We start from the raw sequence: 17791 nt of genomic DNA on the forward strand, positions 1-17791 counted from the left end.
GCCGTGCATGAGACGTGCACCGGAGGAGAAGCAGCGCGACCCCGAGCGCACCAGGGCGCGCATCCTCGACGCTGCCGTGGCGGAGTTCGGGGCCAAGGGGTTCGCCGGGGCCAGGGTGAGTGAGATCGCCGCGCGCGCCGGAGTCAACAAGCAGCTGATCTCTTACTACTTCGGGGGGAAGGAAGGGCTCTACAAGGAGCTCACCGGGCGGTGGCAGGGTGAGGAGAGCGCGTTCGCCGACCGGGCCGCTTCCTTGGCGGAGCTTGTCGCCGGGTATGTCAGGGCCAACTCGGCCCACCGGGACCTGGGGAAGCTCATGGTCTGGGAGGGGCTCACCGAGGGGGTGCCGGCCGATCCCGCCTTCGTCGAGGACGTGCGGCGCAACGTGGCCGAGCTGGGGCGGCGGGGCGGCCAAGGGGAGTTTCCCGGGGAGGTGGATCCGGGGATGTTGCTGGTGGCCTGCTTCGCGATGGCGGCGGCGGGGGTGTCTTTTCCGCAGCTCGTCCAGGCGGCCACGGGGCTCGACCCAGCCTCCGCGGAGTTCGGGGAGCGTTACGCCGAACAGGTCGCCCTGATCGTCGACCGCCTCCGACCCTGACCCCCCGCCTCGGCGCTTCGGCGCTTCGTCCGCGTGCGGCGGTCTGTCCGGCCCGTCTGCGGCCCTTCCGCCTGTGGTGGGCCTTTCGCGCGTGGCGCTCCTTCGGCCCTGGTCTGTGGTGGCCTCTCCGCTTGTGGTGGCCTGTCCGACCTGGTTTGTGGCGGCGTCTCCGCCTTCGGCGGCTTGTCCGGCCCGTCTGTGGCGGGCTTTCGCCTGGGGCGGCTTTCTGTCTGTGGTGGGTGTTTCGGGGTCCCCGGGAGCCCCCTGTTCCCGGGGTGACCGGCGGGGCTATCTGGTGACGAGGCGTTCGAAGAGGTCTAGGGCGGCCTGCCGTACCTCTGCGGGGGCGAGGCCGTCGAGGGTGTTCCTGGCGTGGATCGTGTCGCGGGTCGTGGCCAGCGTGATGGCCACGGACGAGGCCGCCGCGCGGCTCACCGAACCGGCGGGCGCGTTGTCGGCGAGTTCCTGGGCACTGGCGGCGAGGTCGAGGTTGTCAGTCAACGGGGCTCCTCGGCATGGTGGCGGCAGAGGCTCATTGCATCATCTGGGGTGGTGTTCCATCCACCATTCGGTGAATTCCCGGCATTGGCCGTCCTGGCCAAATCTGATCACCCAGAGATTGCTGAACGTCCGGTCCGGATACACCGTCGTGCCCTGCACGATCGCCAGGTCTCCGGTCACCGTCAGCGGTTGCCAGGTGAAGGAGGTCTGGCCGGGCTCGTCCTGGTTGGCGAGCCAGCCGGCCACGATCGCGTCGCGGCCGTGCCATGGCTGTGCGTGGGGTTCGGTGTAGTAGGACGCGTCCTCGGTGAAGAGCGCGGCTATGCCGGCCGGGTCGTTGGTGTTCCACGCCCGGACATAGTCGGCGATCCACTGTTCGAGGTTCATGTCCTACCAAGGGTAGACCGCGTCAGGCGGCGAGGATGTGGCGGCCCTGGACCGGCGTGGCGGCGGTGCGGGCCAGCTGGACGAACGACACCAGCAGGCACAGGGCGCCGAGCGGCATGAGGTCCTTGTTCATCAGGGGCAGCATGAAGTCGAGCATGACCAGCACGGGCGTCCAGTACTTGACCTGCTTGACGACGGCCAGGTGGGTGACCAGCACGAACTGGGCGATGTAGAAGAGGAACGGCCCGCCCTGGTAGACCAGCAGCTCGACGCCGGGCACCTCCTGGACCCGGTCGAACAGCACGCTCATCCCGGCGTTGTCATCGGCCAGGAAGCCGACGACGACGTCGATGACGAACTGGGCCATGGCGCAGGCGATCCCGGCGATCCCGGCGACGACCGTCACGGTGGGCAGGACGCCGCCGCCCAGCCTGCGCCTCATGTCCAGAAAAATCGGGACAAAGAGGGCTAGGGCGGCGATGAAGGCCAGGTGACCGGTCGTCCAGGCGATCCCGGGGCCCCGGGAACCGTCGAGGCCGTCGAGGATGCGGATGACACCGTAGGCGAGGACGAGGAGCGGGGTGGCGATGTACGCGGTGCGCAGGTTCATGCCTCTATCCTGAAATTTCTGGCCCCGAAAGTGATCGCCGGTGCGAGCGATCTCCCTCCTCCCTCGCGCGGGGGATCCGCACACCTCTCCCTCGCACGAGGGAGATCCGACCCTCTTCCTGCGCGTGGATCCGAACCCAGGAGCCTTGCACGGGATCCGGACCCAAGACCGTTGTTCGGGGATCCGGACCCAGGACCCGTGCGTGGGGATCCCGGGGCGCTCGAAAGGTACGGTCCTTTGGTTATCCTGGTCGGATGCTCGGGCGGATAGACCTCGACGAGGACGGCGGCGCCCTCTACATGCAGATCGTCGACGCCGTGGTGACCGCCGTCGCCCAGGGCCGGTTGAATCCCGGTGACCGGCTGCCGGCGGAGCGCGATCTGGCCAGGGAGATCGGCGTCAGCCGCGACACCCTGCGCCAGGCCCTGCGGGAACTGCAGCGGCACGGCCACGTGGTGCGTACCGTGGGAAGGGGCGGCGGCACGTTCGTCGCCGAGCCCAAGGTTCGGCGGAACCTGTCGCGCTACTCCGGTCTGGCCGACGAGCTGCGCGAGCAGGACATGAAGCCCGCGGCCCGGGTGTTGTCGGCCCGGGGCCGCTCGGCCAGCCCGGCCATCGCCGCCGCGCTCGGTGTCGAGCCGGGCGAGCCGGTTCACGAGATCGTCCGCGTACGGCTGGCCGACGACCGCCCGGTAGCCCTGGAGCACACCTACTACGCGCTCGCCCTGTTCCCCGGCCTGCTCGACCACCCACTCGACGGCTCGATATACGAGCTGCTCAGAGCGGTCTACGGGCACACCCCGGTAAGGGCGGTGGAGTACCTGGAGCCGATCCTGGCCGGCCCGGAGGAGACGGCGGCGCTGGGCGTCGAGGAGGGCGCCCCGCTGATGTACATCGAGCGGATCGCCTACGACGACGCCGACCGGCCGGTGGAGTTCGGCAGAGATGTCTATCGCGGCGATAGAACACGCATGGTGGTGTGGGGATTGTCCGAAAGGTAGGAAACCATTAGCCTCGGTCGCCGTGACCCACCACGAGATCGTGATCATCGGCGGCGGCGTGATCGGCTGCAGCAGGCCGGGTTCGGCGCGGTCGACGTGGGCTACCGGGCGGTCCAGTCGCTGCGGCTGGAGAAGCACTACCTGGCCTGGGCGGCCGACATCACCGCCGACGACGACCCCTACGAGGCGGGCCTCGCCCTCCACACCAGGCCCGACAAGCCGGAACTGTTGGCCGGACCCGCCCTGCGCACGATCCGTGATCGGGGGCCCGCGCGGCGGCTGTCGTGGTTCACCGCCAGTGCCGACGTGGTCATGCACGGTGGCGAATTGCTCGTTCTTCCTGACGGCAGGTTGACTCCTGTGAAAAGTGCCGGTTTTGGACACACGGTGGGGGAGAACATCTTCTGTGCCTACGTTCCGGCAGAGGTGGCCGCATCTTCCGAGTTCGTGGTGGAAATTATGGGAAACCGGCACCCTGTCCGGCATCACACCGCACCCCCTTACGACCCGCAAGGTGTAACAATCCGTGCCTAGGCGGGTCGATCATCACCTGTTACGTTCCGAGGGCGACGCGCACCATCGGGGAAATTCTCAGACAAAACCTAGGAGTCCCGTATGCGTACCTCCCTGCGCAGAGGGATCACCGCGATCATCGCGGTGATCACCCTGCCGGTGGCCCTTGCCACCCCGGCCCAAGCCGGGGGTGGTTTGGACGACATCATCGCCAAAGTGATGGTGAAAAAGGTCAAGGGCACGAACGTCAAGAAGCACCTGGACGCACTACAGGCCATCGCCACCGCCAACGGCGGCACCCGCGCCACCGGCACACCCGGATACCCGGCATCGCGCGACTACGTGGCCAACAAACTGCGCAAGGCCGGCTACAAGGTCACCCTCCAGCCGACCGACTTCGTCGAAGGCTGGGTGGAGAACAGCGCGCCCACCCTCAACCTGACCGCGCCCAGCCAGAAGACCTACGTGCCTAACGAGGACTTCTTCACCTTCCAGCCGTCGCCCCCCGGCGACGTGACCGCGCAGGTCCAGGGCGTCGACCTCACGCTCCCGCCCACGCCGACCCCCACCTCCACCAGCGGCTGCGAAGCGGCTGACTTTACCGGCTTCGTCGCCGGCCGGATCGCCCTCATCCAGCGCGGCACCTGCGCCTTCGCCCAGAAGATCCGCAACGCCGGCCGGGCCGGCGCCGCCGGCATCATCGTCTTCAACGAGGGCCAGCCGGGACGCACCGACGCCTTCCCGCTGGACATCGGCGAGTGGCGCGGCGGCGTGCCCATGGTCTTCGCCGACTTCGCCGTCGGCAACGAACTGGCCGCCACCCCCGGCGCCACCGTACGCCTGAAGGTCGACGCCACGCTCACGCTCGGCAAGAGCGACAACGTCATCGCCGAGACCCGCGGCGGCGACCCGCGCAACGTCGTCATGGTCGGCGCGCACCTCGACAGCGTCGAGGCCGGGCCCGGCATCAACGACAACGGCTCCGGCAGCGCCGCCATCCTGGAGACCGCGCTGCAGCTCGCGCACTTCCCGGTCAAGAACAAGGTCCGCTTCGCCTTCTGGACCAGCGAGGAGATCGGGCTGCTCGGCTCCGACCAGTACGTCGAACGACTGAGCGCGGCCGAGCGCAAGCGGATCAGGGTGTACCTGAACTTCGACATGGTGGGCTCGCCCAACTACGCCTTCAAGCTCTACGACGGCGACGACTCCGACGCCACGGGCTCGCCCGCCGGCCCTCCCGGCAGCGCCCACATCGAGAAGCAGCTCAACAAGTTCTTCCAGTCCCGCAACCTGTCCACGGTCGGCACCGACTTCGACGGGCGCTCCGACTACGGACCGTTCATCGCTGTAGGCATCCCGTCCGGCGGCATCTTCACCGGGGCCGAAGGCATCAAGACCCCGGCCGAGGCCGCGCTGTTCGGCGGGCAGGCGGGCGTCGCCTATGACGTCTGCTACCACCTGGCCTGCGACACCATCGCCAACATCAACATGACCGCGCTGGACGTGGACGCCGACGCCATCGCCGACTCCACCGCCCGGTACGCGTTCAACCTGAACGGCATCCCGCAGCACAGCGCCGCTGCCGCCGCGCCGGTGGCGGCCACCACCGCCGGCTGAGCCACATGTGAGAGGTCCGGACTCACCGCAGTCCGGGCCTCTCATCGCGTCAGGGAAAACGAGCGCTCATCCCGCCGTCCACCGCCCACTCCGCCCCCGTGACGAAACCGGCGGCGTCCGAGGCGAGGAAGCAGATCACCTCGGCGACCTGGTGCGGCGACCCCATCCGCCCCATCGGATGCAGTCCTTCCACCCTGGCCCGCTCACCCGGATCGGGATGTCTGTCCAGGTAATCCTCGACCAGCCGGGTGGCGGTCCAGCCGGGGCTGACCGCGTTGACCCGCACACCATGCGGCCCGACCTCCAAGGCGAGACTCCGCGTCAGCCCGACCAGCCCGGACTTGGCCGCCGCGTAGGGAAACATCCCGCGCGTGGTCAGCCGGGCGTGGATGGACGCGACGTTGACGATCGCCCCACGCCCGGCCGCCTTCATCCCCGGCAGCACGGCCTGCGACATCATCCACGCGGCCTTCAGATCGATCGCGAACACCTCGTCCCACTCGGCCTCCGTCATCTCGACCGGGTCGTAGTAGGCGTTGCGCCCCGCATTGTTGACCAGCACGGAGATCGTCCCCAGCTCGTGCGCGATCTCGGCGACCGCCGACCTCACCTGCTCACCCGACGTGATGTCCGCCTGTACGGCAAAGCCACGCTCGGCCGCCAGCACATCCACCACCCCGACCCGAGCCCCTTCCCTCGCAGCCACCTCCACCACGGCAGCCCCGATCCCCCGAGCACCCCCGGTAACCAGCACCACCTCCCCCTCAAGCCGCCCACCCATCACCCAACCCACCTTTCACTAGCCACGCCATCGGCCCAGCACCCACAAGACCACCGCCACCTGCCTGACCACCCCACACGCCCGCCGGCCCCCAAGCTCTCGACCCCGGCACTGCCTCCATCCCCTGGCTCCCTGTCCTGCGCCCAGGGCCACAGACCCAGAGGCACAGACCCCGGGCCACAGACCCCGGGCCGAGGACCCCGGACCATGGGCCGAGGACCCCGGACCCCGGACTCCGGACCCGGACCCCGGACCCCGGACCCGGACCCCGGACCCCGGACCCCGGACCATGGGCCACGGGCGGCCCCGGGCCGCGGACCACAGACCCCGGGCTGCGGGCCGCGGACCACAGACCCCGGGCTGCGGGCCTCGGGCCTCGGACCCCGGGCCTCGGGCCACGGGCCATAGACCCCGGGCCACGGACCTCTCGGTCTCGCGACCTCGGCCTCCAAGCCCTGCGGCTCTCGGGCTGCGGGCACACGGTCCGGGGCGCAAAGGCGCGAGCGGGTGAGGAGGCGGCCGCGGTCCGGCGTGACGAGGGCGCGTGGGCCAGGGGGGTCATGGGGTGGGGTTCAGGGTGGTCAGGAGGGTTTTGACCGTGGTGGTGTCGCCGGAGGTGATGGCGCTGCCTATGCCGCAGGCCACGGCGCCGGCGGCGATCCAGGCCGGGGCGTTCTCCACCGTGATGCCGCCGGTCGGGACCACCGGAGCCTGCGGGAGGGCCTGGAGGAGGTCGCGCAGGACGTCGGGGGAGGAGGCGCGGGCGGGAAAGAGCTTCACGGCGTCCGCCCCCGACTCCAACGCGGTCACGATCTCGGTCGCCGTGGCCACGCCAGGCAGTACGGCCAGGCCGTACCGGTGACCGGTGGACAAAACCTGCCAGTGCAACGACGGAGAGACCAGGAAACGGGCCCCGGCCAGCGCGGCGAGCCGGGCGGTCGGTTCGTCCAGGACGGTGCCGGCGCCGATCACCGCCTCCGGACGGGACCGGGCGATCTCGGCGATGGCGTCGAGGGCGCCCGGCGTGGTCAGGGACACCTCGACGACGTCCAGACCGGTGTCCACGGTGGTGAGTGCCGCCTGTACCGCCGCTTCGGCGTTGATGGCGCGGACGATGCCGACGACGCGGCGTTCGGCGATCCTGTTCATGACCTGCCAGCGATACATGCTCATCTCTCCACCCATGCGCCCCAAGGAAATCCGGTTAATCATCCCCGGTCCGGGCGTGGGGCATTCGGTGGGCTCCCTTACATTCCGTCGCCGTCCCAGCGGCCTCGGGAGCGGGAGCGGACGGGCAGGCTGGAGACGATCGGCGCCGGGATCGGGTCGCCCGGCTTCCATGCCCGCCCGGTGCCCCAGTTGTGCGCGCCCGCGTCCGTCCGCTCGTCCGGATGCTCCAGCGAGGCCGGATCAGCACCCCAGTCCAACGCCTCCGCGTGGTGCGGGGCGCCATCATGATCTTCGGCGTGGTGCGAGTGCCCGTCGTGAGGCCCCTCGTGGCCGCCCTGCAGGCGGGCGGTGTCGCGGGCCTTGGCGATGGCGAGCAGGCTGTGGTCGGTTCCCTGGCCGTGTGGGACGTAGTCGGCGTCCGTGCCGCCCGTCTGCCGCGAGTAGTCCAGCGACGCCCGCAACATCGCCAGCTCTTCGGGCGTGCGCAGCCCCACCCCCAGATCGTGGCTGGACTGCGACCACCGCCCGGCAGGCCCGTAGTTCAGGGCCTCGCCGCCCCACCGAACCCACTCGTTCTGCGTGTACCAGTTGAACAACTCCCCGTCCGACCGCAGCAACCACGTGGCCCCGCCCTCCATCGAGGTGAAGTGCCCGTGCTTCACCCGGGCGGGCCGGAAGAAGTACGTGCCGAGGTCGAGCGTCCCGAAGTTGTACTCCATGTGCCCCTGCAGCGTGTACGCCTCCTCGTAGCAGGGATGGTGGGCCAGCCGGTGGTCGGCCCAGCCTTCCTGCGCGTGCACCAGCCGGGTGTAGAAGCCCGTCAAAGGGTCCACATGGAGGTATTTGATAAAGAGTCCGGGCATGGGGCCGGGGTTCGGCACCGCGTCCCACTCCATCGCCGCCGAGTCGATCACGATGACGTCCTCCCGGGCCTCCGCCCAGCGCGCGGCACCGGTGTCGAATCCGGCGTCGCCGTACTCGCGATAGTGGAGGATCCGCGTCCCCTCCTCGAACGTGATCGCCTCGACCGGCACGCCCTTCGGCGCGTAGACGTAGCCGCCCTGGCCGAGGCGCCGCCCGCCGTACGTCATGGAGCCTTCGAGCACGTAGAACTCGCTGTCGGCGTGATGCACGCCCGGCCCGCGCCCCCAGCCGGTGTGGAAGTCGACGCGCAGCGACGACGAGCCGTCCTCCTCGTCCACGGACAGGCGGCGCTCGCTGGCCCGCCCCTCGCCGCCGACGAGTTCGGCCGCGTGCCAGATGTAGTCGTCTTCCAGGATCACTTCAACGTGGGGACGCATGCCACTCCTTCAGCTCGCGCTTGAGGATCTTGCCCGCCGCGTTCCGTGGCAGCGCGGGCACGAACTCGATCTGCCGCGGCAGCTTGGCGCCCGACAGCAGCCCGCGGCAGTGCTCGACCAGCCGCGCAGACTCGACCGCCGCGCCCGGCGCCGTGACCACGAACGCCGTCACCCGCTCGCCCCACCGCTCGTCCGGCAGCCCGACGACGGCGGCCTCGGCCACGCCGGGAAAGGCGGCCAGCGCCTCCTCGACCTCGCGCGGCGCGACGTTGACGCCGCCCGAGATGATCATGTCCTTCTTGCGGTCCACGATGTAGAGGAAGCCCTCGTCGTCGCGCTCGACGACGTCGCCGCTGGTCAGGAAGCCGTCTTCGGTGGTGCACGCCGCGGTCGCGGCGGGGTCGCCGAGATAACCGTTCATGAGGTACGGCGAGCGCGAGAACAGCTCACCCTCGACGATCCTGACCTCGGTCATGAACCAGGGCGTCCCCACGGACCCGATCTTGCGCCGGGCGTCGGCCGGGCGGCAGTCGCTGATGATGCCCGCCTCGGTCGAGCCGTAGAGCTCGTGCACCCCGACCCCGGGAAAGGCGTCCAGCACCCACTCCTTGAGCGGGCGCGGCAGGGCGGCGGCGTTGAAGAACAGCGTGTCCAGCGAGGACAGGTCGTGCCCGCCGAGCCCGTGCGCGCGCAGCATGTGGGCGTGCGCCGGGACCAGGAACACCGACTGCGCCCGCGTCTCGGCGATCATGGCGAGCAGGCGCCCGGGGTCCCAGGCCCTGAGCATCGCGACGGTGCCGCCGGTGTGGACCGGCGCGTACCCGAAGGCGAAGCCCGCGCCGTGGTACATGGGCGCGACCGCGATCGTCCTGCGTCCGGGCCCGAGCCCCCACTCCAGGGCGGCGGCGTAGAAGGTGAGGGCACGCGAGCGGTGGCTGATGAGCACGCCTTTGGGCCGCCCGGTGGTGCCCGAGGTGTAGGCGACGCAGAACGGCTCCCGCTCGTCCACCTCCACCCGAGGATCGGTGCCCGGCGAGGTGGCCAGCACCGCCTCGTACGACGGCCCGAGCGACAGGACGGTACGCGGCAACCGGTCCACGGCCCCGGCGAAGGCGTCGTCGAGCACGATGGCCCGAGCCTGCGAATGATCGAGGATGTACGCGCTCTCGGCGGCCGTCTGCCGGGGATTCATCGGCACCATGACCAGCCCGGCCTTGGCGATCCCGCAGGCCACCTCCGGGTACTCCAGCCGGTTGCCCATCAGCACGGCGACCCGTTCGCCGGTGCGTAACCCGGCCTTGAGCAGGGCGTTGGCCAGCCTGCTCGACCGATCGTCCAGAGCGCGAAAGGTCAGCTCCCGCCCGCCGTCGGACACCGCCGGGGCGGCAGGCGTCGCCGCGGCGAACTCACGCACGCCACCGGCGATCGAGAGCTGCATGTTTCGCATAGTGAAACGCCTTTCCAATACATAGCATGATCCCCGCCCTCGGCAACGTCAACGACAATGGGCAGATGCTGACCATGCGCCCCTACACGGACGCCGACCTGCCCTGGATCCAGGAGACCGTCGCGGAGTGGATCGCCGGCGCGGGCCGCTGCGCCTACGACCACATCGGTGAGCTGCCCCACCGCATCTACGAGAACATCAGGGGCCGCCGACCGACCGGAGAGGTCGTGCACGTCTGGGAGGACGACGGCCGCCTGGCCGGTCTGACGGTCAACACCCGCTTCGAGAACGCCTTCGACGTCTTCACCGCCCCGGACCTGCGCGGCACCCGGGCCGAGGCCGACATGATCGAGGCCGCCTGCGAGACCACCGGCCGGGGCGAGGACGAGGTGCTGACCGACGTCTTCGACTGCGACACCGCCAGGATCGAGGTCCTGGAGCGCCTGGGCTTCACCCGGTTCCGTACCTGGGACGACGTCAACGAGGCCGCACTCGCCGACCTGCCCGAGCCGAGCCCGCCCGCGGGCTTCACGCTGCGCGCCGCCCGGCTGGCCGACGCCGACGAACTGGCCCGCGCCCGCAACAGCGCCTTCGACTCAGAATGGACCGGCGCGCAGTACCGCGACGAGGTCATGCTCAAGCCCGGCTACGACGTCGGCCGCGAGATCGTCGCCGAGTCGCCGGACGGCCGGATCGCCTCGTTCCTCGTGTACTGGGTGGACCGGCGCAACGCCATCGGCCACTTCGAACCGGTCGGCACCCACACCGACTTCCACCGCCTGGGCCTGGCCAGGGCGACCATGCTGCACGCCATGCACCGGATGCGCGCACTCGGCCTGACCACCGTCACCGTCAACCACGACGCGGAGAACGTCCCGGCCAGAAAGCTCTACGCGGCGCTCGGCTTCAAGAAGACCCACGAGACGTATGGCTATCGCCGCCGGACCCGGCGATAGCTATGAACAGGCCCACCATCGAGCTGACGGTCACCCATCCCACGGCATCCGATCCCTCGGTCAGCCAGTAGCCGCCCCCGCCCATCGCGATGAAGGCGCCGCCCGCGATCATGCTGAACCGCTCGCCGCCACGGACGAACCGCGCACCCCACCAGCAGGACGCTGCGGCGAGGAACGTCCCGCCGACCATGACCACGTTCGCGTCCGCCGCGGGCCGGGTCTCCGCGACGATCGCGGCCACGACGGGCCCGATCGCCGTGATGCTCGCCATGAGCAGGCCCGGCTCGGGGTCCCTCCGGTCGAGCGCGTCCACCGCCAGCCCGAGCGCCGCCACCAGCGCCAGGAGGAACAGGACGATCAACAGCACGATCTGCCAGCCACCGCTGAGGCGGGCGCCGGCCAGGTAGATGACCGCGCTCAATATCCAGGCGAAGCCGAGCACGACCAGCTGCCCCGCGGCCACCGCCCGCGTCTTCGGCACCCGCACCCGCGGTACGGGCGGTACGGGCGGCGCGGGCGCTGGGGCCTCCTCCATTACCGCCTGCGCGTCCCGGATCTCCATCGCGAGGTGCGCCGCGCCGCGTACCACGGCCAGTTCCGGCTCCTCGACCTTCAGCACCGTCACCCCCGAGCGGCGCGAGATCTGCGCGTGCACCATCGGCAACCGGCTGCTCCCGCCCACCGGGATCACCTTGGTCACCTCGTCCCAGGCCAGCTCCTGGTCGCCGAGCAGCCGGTCGCACTCGTCCATGGTCTCGGCCAGCGGCTTGTCGAGGAGTTCGGCCAGTTCGTCGCGCGTCATGGTGAACAGGACCGGCGGGTCGAGCTCGGACAGCAGCGCCCGATGCTCCTCCCGCTGCGACAGCGCGTGCTTGATCTTCTCGCAGGTGTCCCTGAGGCCGAGCCGCCTGCGCAGCACGGGCACGTCCGGCTCGGGGTCGGCGAAGAGCGCGTCCACCTGCTCGGGGTGGCGAGCCCTGATCGCGGTGAGGATCTCCCGGTCGAAGTCGATCCCGCCCAGCGTGGGGATGCCGCCCGGCCGGCCCACGTCGCGGAAGCCCGCGTCCGTGGTGCCCTTGGTCAGGGCGCAGTCGAAGGTGCCGCCGCCCAGGTCGTAGAGCAGGATCGTCTGCTCGTCGAAGAAGCGCTGCCCGGTGACGGCGCCGCGTACCCCCGCGACGGGCTCGGACACCAGCGTGACCGTCGCCGGGTCGAACCCCGCCAGCTCGGCGGCCTGCTTCATCAGGTCGTGGTTGCCGGCGTCCCAGCTGACCGGCACGGTGATGACGACCGCGTCGGGCTCGCCCGGCACCGCCCGCCGCGCCTGCGCGCGCAGGTGCCGCAGGACCTCGGCGACCAGCTCGTGCACCTGGTAGCGGCGGCCGTCGAGGTGGACGGGCGCGTCGTCGCCGAAGTCACGCTTGAACTCGGTCCGGTAGTTCTGGATGTAGGCGGGCCCGAGCCGTTTCGCGGCCGTGCCCACGTACAGCTTGCCCCGGGTCGCGAGCACCGCCGTCGGGATCTCGGCCGCGCCCCGCGTCTCCGGATCGGGCACCACGACGACCCGCCCGTCCGCCAGCCCCACCATGATCGAGGAGTTGGACGTGCCGAAGTCGATGCCGTAAACCACTCCCACCGCTGCTGATCCCTCCGTCAGTGGCCGAGCCGCCGCACGCGCTCGCGCGCCGCGGTCAGCTCCTCTCGCACCCGCTCGTACTGCCCCACCGTGATCGTGAGCTCCGCCATCCGCCGCTTCCGGTCCCGCGCGCTCGCCTCCCGCAGTACGGCCAGCCGTTCGATCGACCGGTCGAGCGCGTCGCGCGTCTGGCGCAGCACGTCGTCGAAGTGCTCCAGCAGGAGCGCCTTGCAGTCCTCGACCGCCTCGGCGAGGTCTTTCTCCGCCTTCGCGGCGTTCCGCTCGACCATGGGCAGCACGGCCTGGCTGAACTGCGCCGACCGCTCCAGTTTGACCTGTGTGAGCACGCGGTGCCGGTGTTCCTGCAACCCGGCCATGACGCCGAGGGCGCCGAGCGCGACCGCCGCGACCGCGCCGATCGCGATGCCGATGCCGGGAAGCAGCGCGCCGGCGCCGGTGAAGATCGCGGTCCCGACGGCGCCGGCCACGGTGACGCCGGAGTTGACCGACGACAGCCGCCCCTCCCTGGCGTGCTTGCGCAGCATGATGTCGGGGACGTCCAGCCTCGGCTGGTAGCCGGGCACCTCCGCGTTGAGCACGCCGATCGGCAGCAGGGTGGCCGCGGTGGTCTCCTCGCCGGCGCGGTCGACAGCGGCCTGGAGGTCGGCGCGGGCGGTGTCCAGGGCGTCGGCCAGTGCCCGCGTGGTGGCGTTGATGAGGCCCCCGGCGTCGTCGACGACCGCGCGTGAGTGGATGTGGCCGAGGAAGCGGTCGCGGATCGCCAGGTTGCGCGCGGCCAGCCGTTCGGCGACCGGCGCGGCGGCGGCGTCGAACGAGGCCACCAGCGCCTCGCGCCAGACGGCCCGGCTGGCCAGCAGCTCTTCGGCCCGCCTGCGGTTCCGCCGCAGCTCGGTGGCGATCCGCTCCAGTTCCTCGCCGGCCTCCAGCGCGGCCAGTTCGTTGGTGACGGGGGCCTCGGCCGCCGCCCGCACCTCGTCCAGGAGGTCGAGTGCGCGCTCCAGGTAGCCGGCGCCGCAGGTCGCGGCCAGGCGGTCGCGCAACTGCCGTTCCAGCTCCGGCAGGCCGGTCTCGCCGGGCGACTCGGCGCGGCCCTGCTGTAGCGCCCGCAGCCTGCGGTGGGCGGAGACGGGCAGCACGACGAGGTCCTCTGGAGGCCGCCCCGTCATCGCGGCGATCTTCCGGCGGGCGGCGCCGACCTCGAGGTCCGGGTCGAAGACCGACTCCGCCTTGGTGATCGCGGTGACCACGACCGGGCAGGCGGCGAACGCCTTCTCGACGTGCGCCAGTTCGTTGACGCTCAGCGTCTCCTCGCTGCTGCCGACGTAGAGGATCGCGTCCGCCCGCGACAGGGAGGCGTAGGTGGCGTCGGTGTGGGCGTTGTTCACGCCGCCGATGCCCGGGGTGTCGATCAGGACCAGCCCGTCGCGCAGCAGTTCGGCCGGCGTTTCGACGGTGACGAGGTGGTCGACGTTCTTCTCGTCGGCGACGTGCCGGTCGAGCTCGCCGAGCGGGATCTCGCGCCGCTCGCCCGAGCTGTCCTGGACGTACGCGGCCTCCCGCGACCCCCAGCGCAGGACGGTGACGACGCAGGTGGTCACGGCGGAGTTCACCGGCAGGAGGCGCCCGCGGCCGAGCAGGGCGTTGATCAGGCTGGACTTGCCACGGCTGAACTCGCCCATGACGACGACCTGGTACGTCCCGCTCTGGACCCGCTGGACGCTCTCTTCGAGCTTGGCCCTCAGCGCCTCGGTGAGTTCCATGCCCGCGACCAGGCGCTCGTGCAGGGCGAGGACCTCGGCGCGGACACCTGCCAGTTCCTCGTGGCTCATCGCGCCGGCTCCTCGACGTAGGCCAGCACCTGCTGGGGTCGCAGGACCAGCCCGCGCCACTGGTAGCCGGGGCGGACGGTCTCGGCGATCGTGCCCGGCAGGCCGGGCTCGGCCGTGGGGCGCACGCCCACGACCTGGTGCCGCTCGGGGACCAGGTCGCCGCTGTCGTCCAGCGGCTCCACCTCGCCCTCGCGCAGCATCAGCGTGAGCTGGTCGGCGACCCAGCCGACCAGGTCGGCGGGCGATTCCGGGCCGGTGGCCAGGTCGTGGCCGCGCAGCTCGTCCAGGCGTTCGGCGAGGTCCACCAGCGCGCTCACCATGCTCGGGGGATCGTCGGCGCCTTTCGCGTGGCGGTCGAGTTCTCCGCGCGGCTCGCGTTGGGTCCGTTCGAGGGTCTCCACATCGGCCAGCGCCTGCTCCAGCAGGGTGGCGGTGCCGAGGTCGGGTGGGTCCGGGCGGCGGCCGGCGAGGGCGGCCAGCCGTACCATGAGCTGCTCGGCGAGCTTGCGGGGTTTGACCAGGGGGTCTACCAGCCTGCTCAGCAGGTCTCTGGGTCGAGCAGGCGCTGGGCGACCTGGAGGCGATCCATGATCCGCTCGTAGCTGCGCACCATCGTGTGGGCCGTCTGCTTGTCCACCCTGCCGGTGAGGGGATCGTTCATCCGGGTGTTCCATTGGTGCGCTCGCTCCTTCGCTCGTCGCATCATCCGGCTGACCGGCTCGTCGTCCTCGAAGCCGAGACGGGCCGCGCATGAGGTGCCCTTCTCGCCGGTGACCTGCAGGAGTTGCTCCGCCTCCGCCGGTCGCAGGCTGGTGGCGCCCTGGTAGTGGGCGGCGAGCGCGGTCAGCTCCGCGAAGCCGTGCTCGGAGCGCTGGAACCGCTCGATCCGCTTCGCCACCTCGTCGGCGGCCGTCTTGGCGGCGCTGCCCGGCGGCAGGCCCTCGCGGCAGCTCGCCAGCGCCGCCCTCACCGAGATCATGGCCTGGTCCAGTTTGATGAGCCCGGCACGGTTGCCGAAGTGCCCGCCGATCAGCCGGCGCAGCCCGCCCACCCCGCTCTCCTCGACCAGGTGGCCGGCGAGGTCTCCGGGGTCGAGGCCGTCGCGCAGCGCGCCGCACGCCAGATGCACGCCCCAGGCGCCAAGAAGCTCCACAAGCTCTTTCCGGTACGCCGGCCGCAGCGGACCGGCGGCGTCCTGGAACTCGCGCAGGTCGCCCAGCTCGCCGGCCAGCTCGGCGGCCGGGACGGCGGCCAGCTCACGCAGCCACCCGAGATGGTGTTCCCCCATCGCCTGCGCGCCCGCGGCGACCTTCGCCGCGACCGGAACCACCAGGTAGAACAGGCGGCTCAGGTCGGTGGCGCCCCGGTAGACGTCGATGACCTGGCTCGCGCCGTCGCGCAGCGGATGGAAGGCCAGCGGGTCCCCGAACACCGGCGGCCAGCTCTGGTCGCACCTGCTGAGCACGCCGAACGCCTTGAACGGCGTCAGCATGCCGGCCCGGTCACCGAGGAAGGCGGAGACCGCGGCCACGTCCTGGTTGCTGACGTCGCGGCTGAACAGGTAGAGGACGGCGTCGGCCCGGTCGAGCTCGTCGACGCTCTCCTGGTGGAGGGTCTGCGGGTCGCGGCCCAGGAGCTCCAGCACGCCGGGGTCCTGGACGCCCATCGTGGCCAGGGTGTTGGCGGAGTCCCGGCCGTAGACGCTGCCCAGGCCGGGGGTGTCGACGAGGTGGAAGTCGTTGAGGAAGGGGTTGGGCAGGCCGTACTCGACCTTGCGGACGCGGACGAGGTCGGCCAGGTGCGCCTCGTCGCGGACGGTCCAGCGCGCGAACATCGACGGCGCGACCTGTCGCGCCGGGCCGTCGCGGAAGTGCACGGTCAGCGTCGGGCTCGCTGCGTGGACCAGCTCGTTCACGTTGAACGTCAGCTCCTCGCGGCCGGTCACCGCCACCTGTTCGCCGAGCAGCGCGTTGACCAGCGTGGACTTGCCGCGTTTGATCTGGCCCGCTACGGCCAGCCGCATGGGCTCGGCGAGCCGGGCCGCGGCGGTGCGCAGGGCGTCGGCCAGCGTGGAGAGTTCGGGGGTTTCGTCCGCTTGGAGCGCGCATTCGCGCAGGATCGTGCCCGCGCGCGCGACCGCGGGCACGAGCAGATGTTCGGGGGGCATCATCAGGCGCATGTTTAGCGACCGAGAGTGACTCCGTCCACCTCTCCCGTGAAAGGACACGTGAAACTAGGGGTTACGGTCGTCCGATCCGAAGTTCCGCGAAGACCGCCCGGTGGTCCGTGCCGGGCACGTCGAGGACCTCCACCCGGCGCACGCCGATAGAACGATCGACCAGGATGTGGTCGATCGTGATGATCGGCGGGATCGCCCGGCCGCGCGGCCATGTCGGCACCAGCCCCTTGCCCACCTGGGCGGCGGCGTCGGTATAGCCCCGGTCCAGCAGGGCGCGGAAGGCGTGGTGGTCGAGGCTGGCGTTGAAGTCGCCCGCGAGGATCCGCCCCGGCGCGGCATCGGGCAGCGCCGCCAGTGAAACGTTCCATTCGTCGTAGAGGCGGGGCAGCGGCGGATTCGGATGCACCGCCACCACCTCGACCGGCCCGGACGGCAGCGCCACCCTGGCCGCCGGCATGTTGTGCCCGACCGGAGTGAACAACCCGTCGATCTTGGTCAGTGGGTAGCGCGAGTAGATGCCACTGCCGGCCGGCCCCTCCGCCTCCTCCAGCACCGTGTACGGCAGCAGCCGCCCCAGCCCCGCCGCCTCCAGCAGGGCGACCTGGCCGGGTCGGAGCTCCAGTGCGCTGAGCACGTCCACGTCAAGGCGCGTGACCATGTCCACGACCGCCGCGGGGTCGGCCCGTCCGAACAGGTTCGACGACAGCACGCGCAGCGCGGTCCCGCCGTCCGCAGCCGGATCCGACACGACCCTGGGCACGATCACGGCGACCATCGCGGCGGCGGCGACCAGGGCGACCAGCGCGGCCAGCCGGTCGCGGAAGAACAGGACCGTCGCCGAGAGCAGCGCCAGCACCGCCCCGAAGTGGGTCAGCGTCATCAGCTGGGTGAGCGGCCAGCCCGCCTCCAGACCCGTCAGCCGGACCAGCGCCCAGCCCGCCAGAAGCCCCGCCACCAGCCACGACATCAGGCGCGGGCGCCGCTTCTTCGTCACCGGCTCCGTGGTCGTGTCCAAGGCCACCCGCCCGTCAGTTCTCAAGGTTTGCCTGAACCTTAAACTGTCCCGGCGCAGCAGCGCAGCCGTTGACCCGTCCCCATCCGGACATTATTTCCCGTTACACAATTGCGATATACGGACAACCATTACTCCCTCTGAGCCCGGCGGACCCTCCGACCCCGGCCCGTCGGGCAACCCCCAATCGACCAGGCACCCGGAGGCCAGACACCCGGGGACCGGTCGACCG

At 70.9% G+C, this 17791-nt stretch carries 17 protein-coding genes; 5 read left to right on the top strand and 12 right to left on the bottom strand.

What is annotated here, in order from left to right; genetic code table 11:
* Window positions 1-7: 7 nt before the first annotated feature.
* Window positions 8-598 carry a TetR/AcrR family transcriptional regulator gene (locus HNR40_RS43305; RefSeq protein ID WP_221341540.1) on the top strand — a complete coding sequence of 197 codons (591 nt, stop codon included), beginning with the start codon at window positions 8-10 and terminating at the stop codon, window positions 596-598.
* A gap of 288 nt (window positions 599-886) precedes the next feature.
* On the opposite strand, the gene HNR40_RS43310 is transcribed toward HNR40_RS43305, so the two are convergent.
* From HNR40_RS43310 to HNR40_RS43320, 3 genes are read right to left on the bottom strand one after another with little or no spacing between them, the layout of a single operon-like run.
* Entirely contained in the window at window positions 887-1099 is a 213-nt protein-coding gene (locus HNR40_RS43310) for a hypothetical protein (RefSeq protein WP_184972216.1), read from the bottom strand.
* Window positions 1100-1138: 39 nt separating this feature from the next.
* On the bottom strand, window positions 1139-1486 hold the full coding sequence (locus HNR40_RS43315; RefSeq protein WP_184972218.1) for a YybH family protein: 348 nt from the start codon (window positions 1484-1486) through the stop codon (window positions 1139-1141).
* A gap of 22 nt (window positions 1487-1508) precedes the next feature.
* Window positions 1509-2096: a hypothetical protein gene (locus tag HNR40_RS43320; protein WP_184972220.1), complete on the bottom strand. Its 588-nt coding sequence runs from the start codon at window positions 2094-2096 to the stop codon at window positions 1509-1511.
* Window positions 2097-2350: 254 nt separating this feature from the next.
* Between HNR40_RS43320 and HNR40_RS43325 the strand changes: the two genes are divergently transcribed.
* From HNR40_RS43325 to HNR40_RS43335, 3 genes are all read left to right on the top strand, one after another.
* Entirely contained in the window at window positions 2351-3097 is a 747-nt protein-coding gene (locus tag HNR40_RS43325) for a GntR family transcriptional regulator (protein WP_184972222.1), read from the top strand.
* Window positions 3098-3163: 66 nt separating this feature from the next.
* A complete protein-coding gene (locus HNR40_RS43330; RefSeq protein ID WP_246510358.1) occupies window positions 3164-3631 on the top strand; it encodes a glycine cleavage T C-terminal barrel domain-containing protein in 468 nt (155 codons plus the stop codon).
* A gap of 81 nt (window positions 3632-3712) precedes the next feature.
* On the top strand, window positions 3713-5227 hold the full coding sequence (locus HNR40_RS43335) for a M28 family peptidase (protein ID WP_184972226.1): 1515 nt from the start codon (window positions 3713-3715) through the stop codon (window positions 5225-5227).
* A gap of 49 nt (window positions 5228-5276) precedes the next feature.
* Here the strand turns inward: HNR40_RS43335 and HNR40_RS43340 are convergent, their stop codons facing one another.
* From HNR40_RS43340 to HNR40_RS43355, 4 genes are all read right to left on the bottom strand, one after another.
* Window positions 5277-6008: an SDR family oxidoreductase gene (locus HNR40_RS43340; RefSeq protein ID WP_184972228.1), complete on the bottom strand. Its 732-nt coding sequence runs from the start codon at window positions 6006-6008 to the stop codon at window positions 5277-5279.
* Between the two features lie 558 nt (window positions 6009-6566).
* Entirely contained in the window at window positions 6567-7181 is a 615-nt protein-coding gene (locus tag HNR40_RS43345) for a bifunctional 4-hydroxy-2-oxoglutarate aldolase/2-dehydro-3-deoxy-phosphogluconate aldolase (protein ID WP_221341542.1), read from the bottom strand.
* A 74-nt stretch (window positions 7182-7255) separates the two neighbouring features.
* Window positions 7256-8479 carry a DUF4437 domain-containing protein gene (locus HNR40_RS43350; protein WP_184972230.1) on the bottom strand — a complete coding sequence of 408 codons (1224 nt, stop codon included), beginning with the start codon at window positions 8477-8479 and terminating at the stop codon, window positions 7256-7258.
* Complete coding sequence (locus tag HNR40_RS43355) at window positions 8463-9917, bottom strand: class I adenylate-forming enzyme family protein (protein ID WP_184972232.1); 1455 nt, start codon at window positions 9915-9917, stop codon at window positions 8463-8465. The genes HNR40_RS43350 and HNR40_RS43355 overlap by 17 nt, the downstream gene beginning before the upstream one ends.
* Window positions 9918-9952: 35 nt before the next feature.
* On the opposite strand from HNR40_RS43355, the gene HNR40_RS43360 reads away from it, so the two are divergent.
* A complete protein-coding gene (locus HNR40_RS43360) occupies window positions 9953-10882 on the top strand; it encodes a GNAT family N-acetyltransferase (protein WP_184972233.1) in 930 nt (309 codons plus the stop codon).
* Here the strand turns inward: HNR40_RS43360 and HNR40_RS43365 are convergent.
* The 5 genes from HNR40_RS43365 to HNR40_RS43385 all read right to left on the bottom strand — a co-directional run bounded on the left by HNR40_RS43365 (window position 10833) and on the right by HNR40_RS43385 (window position 17586).
* The gene (locus HNR40_RS43365) at window positions 10833-12518 is read right to left on the bottom strand and encodes an Hsp70 family protein (RefSeq protein ID WP_184972235.1); all 1686 of its coding nucleotides are present in this window, start codon (window positions 12516-12518) and stop codon (window positions 10833-10835) included. The two genes, HNR40_RS43360 and HNR40_RS43365, sit on opposite strands and share 50 nt — an antisense overlap.
* 17 nt (window positions 12519-12535) lie before the next feature.
* Window positions 12536-14368: a dynamin family protein gene (locus tag HNR40_RS43370; protein WP_184972237.1), complete on the bottom strand. Its 1833-nt coding sequence runs from the start codon at window positions 14366-14368 to the stop codon at window positions 12536-12538.
* Window positions 14365-14856 (bottom strand): hypothetical protein, encoded by a 492-nt coding sequence (locus HNR40_RS43375; RefSeq protein WP_184972239.1) that lies wholly within the window; start codon window positions 14854-14856, stop codon window positions 14365-14367. Before HNR40_RS43375 ends, HNR40_RS43370 begins: the two co-directional genes overlap by 4 nt.
* Window positions 14857-14906: 50 nt before the next feature.
* Complete coding sequence (locus tag HNR40_RS43380; protein ID WP_184972242.1) at window positions 14907-16538, bottom strand: dynamin family protein; 1632 nt, start codon at window positions 16536-16538, stop codon at window positions 14907-14909.
* Window positions 16539-16608: 70 nt separating this feature from the next.
* Window positions 16609-17586: an endonuclease/exonuclease/phosphatase family protein gene (locus tag HNR40_RS43385; RefSeq protein WP_246510301.1), complete on the bottom strand. Its 978-nt coding sequence runs from the start codon at window positions 17584-17586 to the stop codon at window positions 16609-16611.
* Between the last annotated feature and the right edge of the window lie 205 nt (window positions 17587-17791).

Origin of the sequence: Nonomuraea endophytica (assembly GCF_014203235.1) — a bacterium.
Lineage (GTDB): Bacteria > Actinomycetota > Actinomycetes > Streptosporangiales > Streptosporangiaceae > Nonomuraea > Nonomuraea endophytica.

Bases quoted from the DNA above. Each gene is read 5' to 3' on its own strand.
- HNR40_RS43305 (WP_221341540.1), top strand. From the start codon at position 8: ATGAGACGTGCACCGGAGGAGAAGCAGCGCGACCCCGAGCGCACCAGG.
- HNR40_RS43315 (WP_184972218.1), bottom strand. From the start codon at position 1,486: ATGAACCTCGAACAGTGGATCGCCGACTATGTCCGGGCGTGGAACACC.
- HNR40_RS43320 (WP_184972220.1), bottom strand. From the start codon at position 2,096: ATGAACCTGCGCACCGCGTACATCGCCACCCCGCTCCTCGTCCTCGCC.
- HNR40_RS43325 (WP_184972222.1), top strand. From the start codon at position 2,351: ATGCTCGGGCGGATAGACCTCGACGAGGACGGCGGCGCCCTCTACATG.
- HNR40_RS43335 (WP_184972226.1), top strand. From the start codon at position 3,713: ATGCGTACCTCCCTGCGCAGAGGGATCACCGCGATCATCGCGGTGATC.
- HNR40_RS43340 (WP_184972228.1), bottom strand. From the start codon at position 6,008: ATGGGTGGGCGGCTTGAGGGGGAGGTGGTGCTGGTTACCGGGGGTGCT.
- HNR40_RS43345 (WP_221341542.1), bottom strand. From the start codon at position 7,181: ATGAGCATGTATCGCTGGCAGGTCATGAACAGGATCGCCGAACGCCGC.
- HNR40_RS43350 (WP_184972230.1), bottom strand. From the start codon at position 8,479: ATGCGTCCCCACGTTGAAGTGATCCTGGAAGACGACTACATCTGGCAC.
- HNR40_RS43355 (WP_184972232.1), bottom strand. From the start codon at position 9,917: ATGCAGCTCTCGATCGCCGGTGGCGTGCGTGAGTTCGCCGCGGCGACG.
- HNR40_RS43360 (WP_184972233.1), top strand. From the start codon at position 9,953: ATGATCCCCGCCCTCGGCAACGTCAACGACAATGGGCAGATGCTGACC.
- HNR40_RS43370 (WP_184972237.1), bottom strand. From the start codon at position 14,368: ATGAGCCACGAGGAACTGGCAGGTGTCCGCGCCGAGGTCCTCGCCCTG.
- HNR40_RS43375 (WP_184972239.1), bottom strand. From the start codon at position 14,856: ATGGTACGGCTGGCCGCCCTCGCCGGCCGCCGCCCGGACCCACCCGAC.
- HNR40_RS43380 (WP_184972242.1), bottom strand. From the start codon at position 16,538: ATGATGCCCCCCGAACATCTGCTCGTGCCCGCGGTCGCGCGCGCGGGC.